Genomic DNA, 7,430 nt, shown 5'->3' with positions numbered 1-7,430 from the left:
TTAATCGGGGCATTGCAGGCTCGTATTGGTGTTGTGTGAGAACTCCAACAATACGGGCCTGTTCTCATAGGGATCAATGGGTTACGTGGAAACGGGAACAGACCCTAGGGGACGATGAACAAACCTGTACAAATAGGCTACACATCAGCTCATCGCCCTTGGCCCCTTGCTCAGGCGCGCGCCATGATTTTCCAGGCGCGGTGAATCTTGCCGTTGCGGGCAAAATCCTGATCGATGGTTTGCGCGGTAATATCCTCGACCGCATAGCGCTGACTCAGGTTTTCATCGAGCACGAACTTGCGGAAGTTATTGGAAAAATACAGCACGCCACCCGGCGCCAGACGCGCCATCGCCAGGTCGATCAGCTCGACCTGATCGCGCTGCACATCAAAAATGCCTTCCATGCGCTTGGAGTTGGAGAACGTCGGCGGGTCGATGAAGATCAGGTCGTACTCGTCGCGGTTGGCCTGCAGCCAAGCCATCACATCGCCCTGCTCCAGACGGTTCTTGTCGGAGAAACCATTGAGCGACAGGTTACGCCGTGCCCAGTCCAGGTAAGTACGCGACAGGTCGACACTGGTGGTGCTGCGCGCGCCGCCCTTGGCTGCGTGCACACTGGCGGTCGCGGTGTACGCGTACAGGTTGAGGAAGCGCTTGCCCGCGGCTTCGCGCTGGATGCGCATACGCATCGGTCGATGGTCGAGAAACAGGCCGGTGTCCAGGTAATCGGTCAGATTGACCAGCAGCTTGACGCCGCCTTCACTGACCTCCAGAAACTGCCCCTGCGCGCTCTGACGCTCGTACTGTTTGGTGCCGCTCTGACGCTCGCGACGCTTGATCACCACACGGCTCTTGTCGATGTTCAAGGCCTGAGGAATGGCAGCCAGTGCATCGAACAATCGGGCCGAGGCCTTTTCCGGGTCGATGGACTTGGGCGCGGCGTATTCCTGAACGTGAACCCAGTCATGGTACAGGTCGATCGCCAGCGAATACTCGGGCATGTCGGCATCGTAGACGCGGTAGCAATCGATACCTTCACGGCGTACCCATTTGCCCAGCAGCTTGAGGTTCTTTTGCAGGCGATTGGCGAACATCTGCCCGCCTTCGCTCAGGCGCGCCTGCTCGACCACCATCGGTTCCGGCTTGATCGGATTGCCGTTCTTGTTGAGCTTGCGCTCAACCACTTCGACTTCGACCGGGTTCTCGCGCTCGACCTGACGCTGTTCAGGCGTGCGACGCTCGCCCGTCACGAACTGGTCAGGCGTGACCTTGATCAGCAGCAGCTTGCACGGCAAGGCGCCGTTCCAGAACGAATACTGTTTGTGGCTGCGAATGCCCATACGCTTGCCCAGATCAGGCGCGCCAGTAAACACTGCGGCTTCCCAGTTCAGGCAGGCCTGACGCAGGCGCTCGCCGAGGTTCTGGTAGAGATACAGCAAGCTGGCTTCATCACCCAGACGCTCGCCATAAGGAGGGTTGCAGATTACCAGGCCTTTCTGGTTCTGGTCCGGGCGCGGCTCGAAGGTCGCCACTTCGCCCTGATAGACCTTGATCCAGTCGCTCAGCCCGGCACGCTCGATGTTGTTGCGGCCTGGCTGGATCAGACGCGGATCAGCCTCGTAACCACGAATCCACGACGGCGTTTTGGCCAGCCCCGCTTCGGCACGCGCCAGTGCTTCATCGTGCAGCTTGCGCCACAGCGTCGGAACGTGACCGAGCCAGGCCGAAAAGCCCCAGCGCTCGCGTTTGATGTTCGGTGCGATGTCGGCGGCAATCATGCCAGCCTCGACCAGGAACGTGCCCACACCGCACATTGGGTCGGCCAGTGCGCCACCTTCGGCAGCGATGCGCGGCCAGCCGGCTCTGATCAGAATGGCAGCGGCAAGGTTTTCCTTGAGCGGCGCAGCACCCTGCTGCAGGCGATAGCCGCGCTGGTGCAGGCTGTGACCGGAAAGGTCCAGCGACAGAATCGCTTCACCACGATCCAGGCGCAGGTGAACGCGCAGGTCCGGGTTGATCTTGTCCACCGACGGGCGCTCGCCTTCGGGCGTGCGCAGTTTGTCGACGATCGCGTCCTTGACCTTCAATGCACCAAAGTGGGTGTTGTCGATGCCCGACCCGTGACCGCTGAATTCCACCGCAATGGTGCCTTCCGGTTCAAGATGGTCATGCCACTCGACATCGAGCACGCCGTGGTACAGGTCTTCGGCGTCCTTCATCGGGAAGCGCTTGAGTACCAGCAGCACGCGGTTGGCCAGACGCGACCAGAGACACAGCCGGTAAGCGGTCTCCATGTCGGCCGAGCCGCGAATGGCCGAGGTGTGCTCGCGGGTTTCTTGCAGACCCAGCGCCGTGGCTTCTTCGGCAAGCAGACCTTCGAGGCCTTTGGGGCAAGTAAGGAAAAGTTCGTAGCGATCCGACATGTGTATTCCAGGGCCTGAGCCGTCAGCGGCGGGCAACGCATTGCCCTGCCAGATTTGAACAGGCGTCTTTCGTGGAGAACGCCTGGGTGGCACATGATGTGTGCCGGTCCACCGCATGATCCTGTCATGTCATTGCGGCAGTTATGGCGCGTATTAGAACAGATATCCGCCCAGACCATGTCGCCAATCAGCGGGCGGCAGGTTGGCGATCAGTACGTGTCAAAAGCCATGATCGGAAAGTTGTGACTGAAAAGTCACATTTCATCGGCGCGCAGAGTGACCCTTCGTCGCCTTGACAGCCAAGGCATAGGGCCATTACCTGAGCCTGATAAGCAATCTCAATCAACGCTCAAACCCCTATGTCAAAAGGGTTACGCCAGAAATCAGTCTTGAAACACTCGATTGCTTATTGCTCGACAGACCGGAATGTGACGTGCTTATGACAAAACGATCATTCACATCACCCTGCGCTTTGGTTAGAAATCAACTCAGGTCATCTCCGCAATGGTTATGGCATCAAGGCCCGCCACGCCGGCAGCGGGCCCCAACGGCAGAAGACTCTGCCCGACCCCACCACGGGGTCTCAGGGATATTACAGTCAACAGACGAGGGCATTACCCTATGAGAAGACTTAAGCGTGATCCGTTGGAAAGAGCATTTTTACGCGGATATCAATACGGCGTTCATGGTAAATCCCGTGAGCTTTGCCCTTTTACTCTACCGTCAGTACGCCAGGCATGGATCAATGGCTGGCGCGAAGGACGCGGCGACAACTGGGACGGTATGACCGGCACTGCGGGCATCCACAGACTCAACGAACTTCACGCGGTCGGATGAGGCGATTCAAAGACTGAAAGACTGTCAGGCCTCGACGGGCCACCTACATGATTGACTGATTCACACCTGTACCATGCACGCCCGACCCGGGCGGCGGGCCAAAGCCCAGGGGCTCTCTCGAAGAGCCCCTTTTTTTGCCTGCGATTCAGCTCGCTGTGCGTGGCATCGCCGCGATGGCATCCACGGACTGGCGAATCAGCGCCGGACCTTTATAGATGAAGCCCGAGTAGATCTGCACCAGGCTGGCGCCTGCGGCTATCTTCTCGGCTGCATGCCGGCCTTCGGTGATACCGCCAGCGGCAATGATCGGCATGCGGCCTGCCAGTTCGCCGGCCAGTACCTTGACGATGTGCGTGCTTTTCTCGCGAACCGGCGCGCCCGACAAACCACCCGCTTCATCACCGTGCGGCAGGCCTTCGACACCCTGCCGGCTCAGTGTGGTGTTGGTGGCGATCACTGCGTCCATGCCCGACTCGATAAGAGCGGCGGCGACCAGCACGGTTTCTTCATCGGTCATGTCCGGAGCAATCTTGATCGCCAGCGGCACGCGCTTGCCGTGCCGCTGCGTGAGTTCCTGCTGGCGCAGGCTCAGCGCTTCAAGCAGTTGCTTGAGCGAATCGCCGAACTGCAGGCTGCGCAGCCCCGGCGTATTGGGCGAGCTGACGTTGACGGTGACGTAGCTGGCGTGGGCATACACCTTGTCCAGACAGATCAGGTAATCGTCCACCGCGCGCTCGACCGGCGTGTCGAAGTTCTTGCCGATATTGATGCCCAGAATGCCGCGATACTTCGCCGCTTCGACCCGCGACACCAGGTTGTCGACACCCAGGTTGTTGAAGCCCATGCGATTGATGATGGCTTCTGCGTTAGGCAGACGGAAAATACGCGGCTTGGGGTTGCCCGGCTGCGGACGGGGCGTCACAGTGCCGATCTCGACAAAGCCGAAACCCAGTTGCGCAAAACCGTCGATGGCGGCGCCGTTCTTGTCCAGGCCGGCGGCCAGCCCTACCGGGTTCGGAAACTCGAGGCCCATGACGCTGACCGGCAACTTCGCCGCAGACTTGCTCAGCAAGCCGTTGAGGCCCAGCCGTCCACCGGCACCGATCAGGTCCAGCGACAGGTCGTGCGAGGTTTCCGGGGAAAGTTTGAACAGTAACTGGCGGGCCAGGTTATACATGGCGGGATAGGCTCGTGAGCAGCTGAATTCAGGGTGGCGATTATAGACGTGTGTGGACAGCGCAGGCGAGGCACTCGATAAACTTCATGGCGTTGACGCTGGCATATGCCTTGCTTGAATCCGTTATCGGCACTCACTCCAACGACGGAGGGGTGCATGGACAACGGCGTCGCTTCGACATTTGCACTGGCAAAGGGTCGAACGACGCCTTTTTTCTGGATGGACCTTTTATGAAGCACGCGCAATGAACGAACGAACCGGCAATGCACTGGACTGGGTGGCCGGCAGTGACGCCCCGGAAATGAACAGCCTGGACGTGGGCTTCATGGCACTGACCGACTGCGCCCCGCTGGTGGTCGCGGCCACTCAGGGGTTTGCCCAGCCTTACGGTCTGAGCCTGAACCTGAAACGCCAGACCTCCTGGGCCGGGCTGCGTGACAGGCTGGTCAGCGGGCAGCTTCAGGCAGCACACAGCCTGTATGGTTTGATCTATGCCGTGGAACTGGGCATCAGTGGCGGCCCGGCGACCGACATGGCCATCCTCATGGGCCTCAACCAGAACGGCCAGTGCATCAACCTGTCCCGCGAGTTGCAGGATGCTGGCGTGATCACTCCTGAGGCACTGGACAAACGCGCGCACCAAAGCGGCTCAAAGCTGACCTTCGCCCAGACCTTCCCCACTGGCAACCACGCCATGTGGCTCTATTACTGGCTCGCCAGCCAGGGCATTCACCCGCTCGATGACGTCACCAGCGTGGTGGTGCCGCCCACACAGATGGCGCAACACCTGCAGGCCGGGCGCATCGACGGGTTTTGTGTCGGTGAACCCTGGGGTGCCAGCGCGGTGCAGCAGCAACTGGGTTTCACCATGGCAACCAGCCAGGCGATCTGGCCCGACCACCCCGGCAAGGTGCTGGGCTGCACCCGCGAATTTGTCGAGCAGAACCCCAACACGGCCAGGGCGTTGATCATGGCCGTGCTCGAAGCCAGCCGTTTCATCGAACAAAACGACCACAACCGGCGCAGCACCGCACAACTGCTCAGCGGCGCGGATTACCTGGATACCTCGCTGGACTGCATCGAACCGCGCCTGCTCGGCCAATACAGCGACGGCCTCGGCAATCACTGGCAAGACCCGCACGCGGTGAGTTTTCACGATCAGGGGCAGGTAAACTACCCGTGGCTGTCCGACGGCATGTGGTTCATGACCCAGTTCCGGCGCTGGGGCCTGTTGCGCGAAGACCCGGATTACCTGGCGGTCGCCAGCCGCGTTCAGCAGCTGGACCTGTACCGTCAGGCCGCCAATGCGCTGGGCATCGATGCCCCGAGCGCGACCCTGCGCAGCAGCCAGCTCATCGATGGCAAAGTCTGGGACGGCAGTGATCCGGCAGGCTACGCGCGAAGCTTCACACTCCACTCGCTGGCCGATACCGCGCCCGCTGTTGCCAGTCGTTGACGGAGAACGTGACCATGCTGCGTATCCTGCTTATCAACGACACCGCCAGAAAAGTCGGACGCCTCAAGTCGGCGCTGACCGAGGCCGGGTTTGAAGTGATCGACGAGTCCGGACTGATCATCGACCTGCCCGCCCGCGTCGAGGCCGTGCGCCCGGACGTCATCCTGATCGACACCGAATCACCCGGCCGCGACGTGATGGAACAGGTGGTGCTGGTCAGCCGCGACCAGCCGCGACCTATCGTGATGTTTACCGACGAGCACGATCCGGGGGTGATGCGCCAGGCGATCAAGTCAGGGGTCAGCGCTTACATTGTCGAAGGCATTCAGGCGCAACGCCTGCAACCGATTCTCGATGTGGCGATGGCCCGCTTCGAGAGCGATCAGGCATTGCGCGCTCAATTGCATGCCCGCGATCAGCAACTGGCCGAGCGCAAGCGCATCGAACTGGCCAAGGGGCTGCTGATGAAGATGAAGGACTGCAACGAGGAAGAGGCGTACACGCTGATGCGCCGACAGGCGATGAGCCGTCAGCAGAAACTGATACAGGTGGCCGAGCAGATTATTGCGATGAGCGAGTTGCTGGGATAACAACGCAAGAACGCCTGCACGGGCAGGCGTTCTTTATTCGAGGGCGTTAGCTCAGCGTCACATCCTTCATCGCTGGAATATAGCCGTAGTCATACGCCTCCTGCACGAACGAGCGGTCGCCTTTCAACAGGATCCGCACCGTTGGCGCCTCGGTGCCGCCAATACGATAATCCTCGCCTGTGGTGGGCACGCTGTCGATAAACGACGTCACCAGACCGTTCGGCATCACACAGTGGGAATAGGTCTGAAATGGCTGCGCAGGCGGATTGCCGAGCACCAGACCCGAAGCGTTCATTGGCCGGTAAGGCCCGAACAGATGCTCGCCGACAAAACCGTAAACGCCATCCGGCCCGGTTACACCATCGGCATAGGTGAACTTGTGGCTGATGGTAAACAAGTAATACTTGCCATCCTGAAACACATAATGCGGACGCTCGGTCTGATCATTGACGCCCACCGCAGTGACCAGCGGCGGAAGTATTTCCCACTCTTCGCCACTGAGGTCTTTTGCAACCGCCAGGCCAATACAGCCGACTTGAAACCTGGCACCGCCTATCTCTTCATGACCCGGTGGCACAGGGCCAAGTTCAGCGGCACCGACAGTATGTGAACCCCGCTCGCCAGCCACATTACCTTCAAAGACCATATACAACTTGCCATCATTGGGGTCTATGAATGGACTGGGGTCACGAAAGTTCCAGGTCGAGTTCTGCGCTTCGGTCTGATAGTAAGTTCCGTCGGCCTCGAAAAGAATCTTGACGTCTGTAAAGTCTTTCAATTCCACGCCTTTGTCTGACGTAACAATACGGCCGCGAACTTTGGCGATGGCCGCACCTGGCGTCACGCAGGTGTAATACAGGTGGCGGCGGCAAAAACTGAGCGCAACACCTGACCAATCCGGTACGGTGAACCTATGTCATATCATGAACTCAGCATTGAAGAACGCA

The 7,430-nt window shown here is 59.8% G+C and carries 5 protein-coding genes and 1 pseudogene; 3 read left to right on the top strand and 3 right to left on the bottom strand.

Annotated features, from left to right (window positions below):
- Window positions 1-170: 170 nt before the first annotated feature.
- The gene (gene rlmKL, locus DW49_RS0117785; RefSeq protein ID WP_005617423.1) at window positions 171-2,423 is read right to left on the bottom strand and encodes a bifunctional 23S rRNA (guanine(2069)-N(7))-methyltransferase RlmK/23S rRNA (guanine(2445)-N(2))-methyltransferase RlmL; all 2,253 of its coding nucleotides are present in this window, start codon (window positions 2,421-2,423) and stop codon (window positions 171-173) included.
- A 621-nt stretch (window positions 2,424-3,044) separates the two neighbouring features.
- Between rlmKL and rmf the strand changes: the two genes are divergently transcribed.
- Window positions 3,045-3,260, top strand: coding sequence for a ribosome modulation factor (gene rmf, locus DW49_RS1000000130450; protein WP_002553055.1), 216 nt, complete (start codon window positions 3,045-3,047; stop codon window positions 3,258-3,260).
- A gap of 145 nt (window positions 3,261-3,405) precedes the next feature.
- On the opposite strand, the gene DW49_RS0117775 is transcribed toward rmf, so the two are convergent.
- A complete protein-coding gene (locus DW49_RS0117775) occupies window positions 3,406-4,437 on the bottom strand; it encodes a quinone-dependent dihydroorotate dehydrogenase (protein WP_005617422.1) in 1,032 nt (343 codons plus the stop codon).
- A 244-nt stretch (window positions 4,438-4,681) separates the two neighbouring features.
- Here DW49_RS0117775 and DW49_RS0117765 point away from each other — a divergent pair, with 244 nt between their 5' ends.
- Complete coding sequence (locus tag DW49_RS0117765) at window positions 4,682-5,893, top strand: CmpA/NrtA family ABC transporter substrate-binding protein (protein WP_005617419.1); 1,212 nt, start codon at window positions 4,682-4,684, stop codon at window positions 5,891-5,893.
- Between the two features lie 14 nt (window positions 5,894-5,907).
- The gene (locus DW49_RS0117760) at window positions 5,908-6,483 is read left to right on the top strand and encodes an ANTAR domain-containing response regulator (protein ID WP_003383342.1); all 576 of its coding nucleotides are present in this window, start codon (window positions 5,908-5,910) and stop codon (window positions 6,481-6,483) included.
- A gap of 46 nt (window positions 6,484-6,529) precedes the next feature.
- Here DW49_RS0117760 and DW49_RS0117755 read toward each other — a convergent pair.
- Window positions 6,530-7,366 (bottom strand): annotated as a pseudogene (locus DW49_RS0117755) (glycoside hydrolase family 68 protein); the annotation flags it as partial.
- Between the last annotated feature and the right edge of the window lie 64 nt (window positions 7,367-7,430).

It is taken from the genome of Pseudomonas avellanae BPIC 631, from assembly GCF_000444135.1.
In the GTDB taxonomy this organism is placed as follows: Bacteria; Pseudomonadota; Gammaproteobacteria; order Pseudomonadales; family Pseudomonadaceae; genus Aquipseudomonas; species Aquipseudomonas avellanae.
Note: the sequence above shows the minus strand (reverse complement) of the source record. Positions and strands in the feature narration are given on the sequence as shown.

Coding starts and splice junctions, on each gene's coding strand:
- rlmKL (WP_005617423.1), bottom strand. CDS start 2,423: ATGTCGGATCGCTACGAACTTTTCCTTACTTGCCCCAAAGGCCTCGAA.
- DW49_RS0117760 (WP_003383342.1), top strand. CDS start 5,908: ATGCTGCGTATCCTGCTTATCAACGACACCGCCAGAAAAGTCGGACGC.
- DW49_RS0117765 (WP_005617419.1), top strand. CDS start 4,682: ATGAACGAACGAACCGGCAATGCACTGGACTGGGTGGCCGGCAGTGAC.
- rmf (WP_002553055.1), top strand. CDS start 3,045: ATGAGAAGACTTAAGCGTGATCCGTTGGAAAGAGCATTTTTACGCGGA.
- DW49_RS0117775 (WP_005617422.1), bottom strand. CDS start 4,437: ATGTATAACCTGGCCCGCCAGTTACTGTTCAAACTTTCCCCGGAAACC.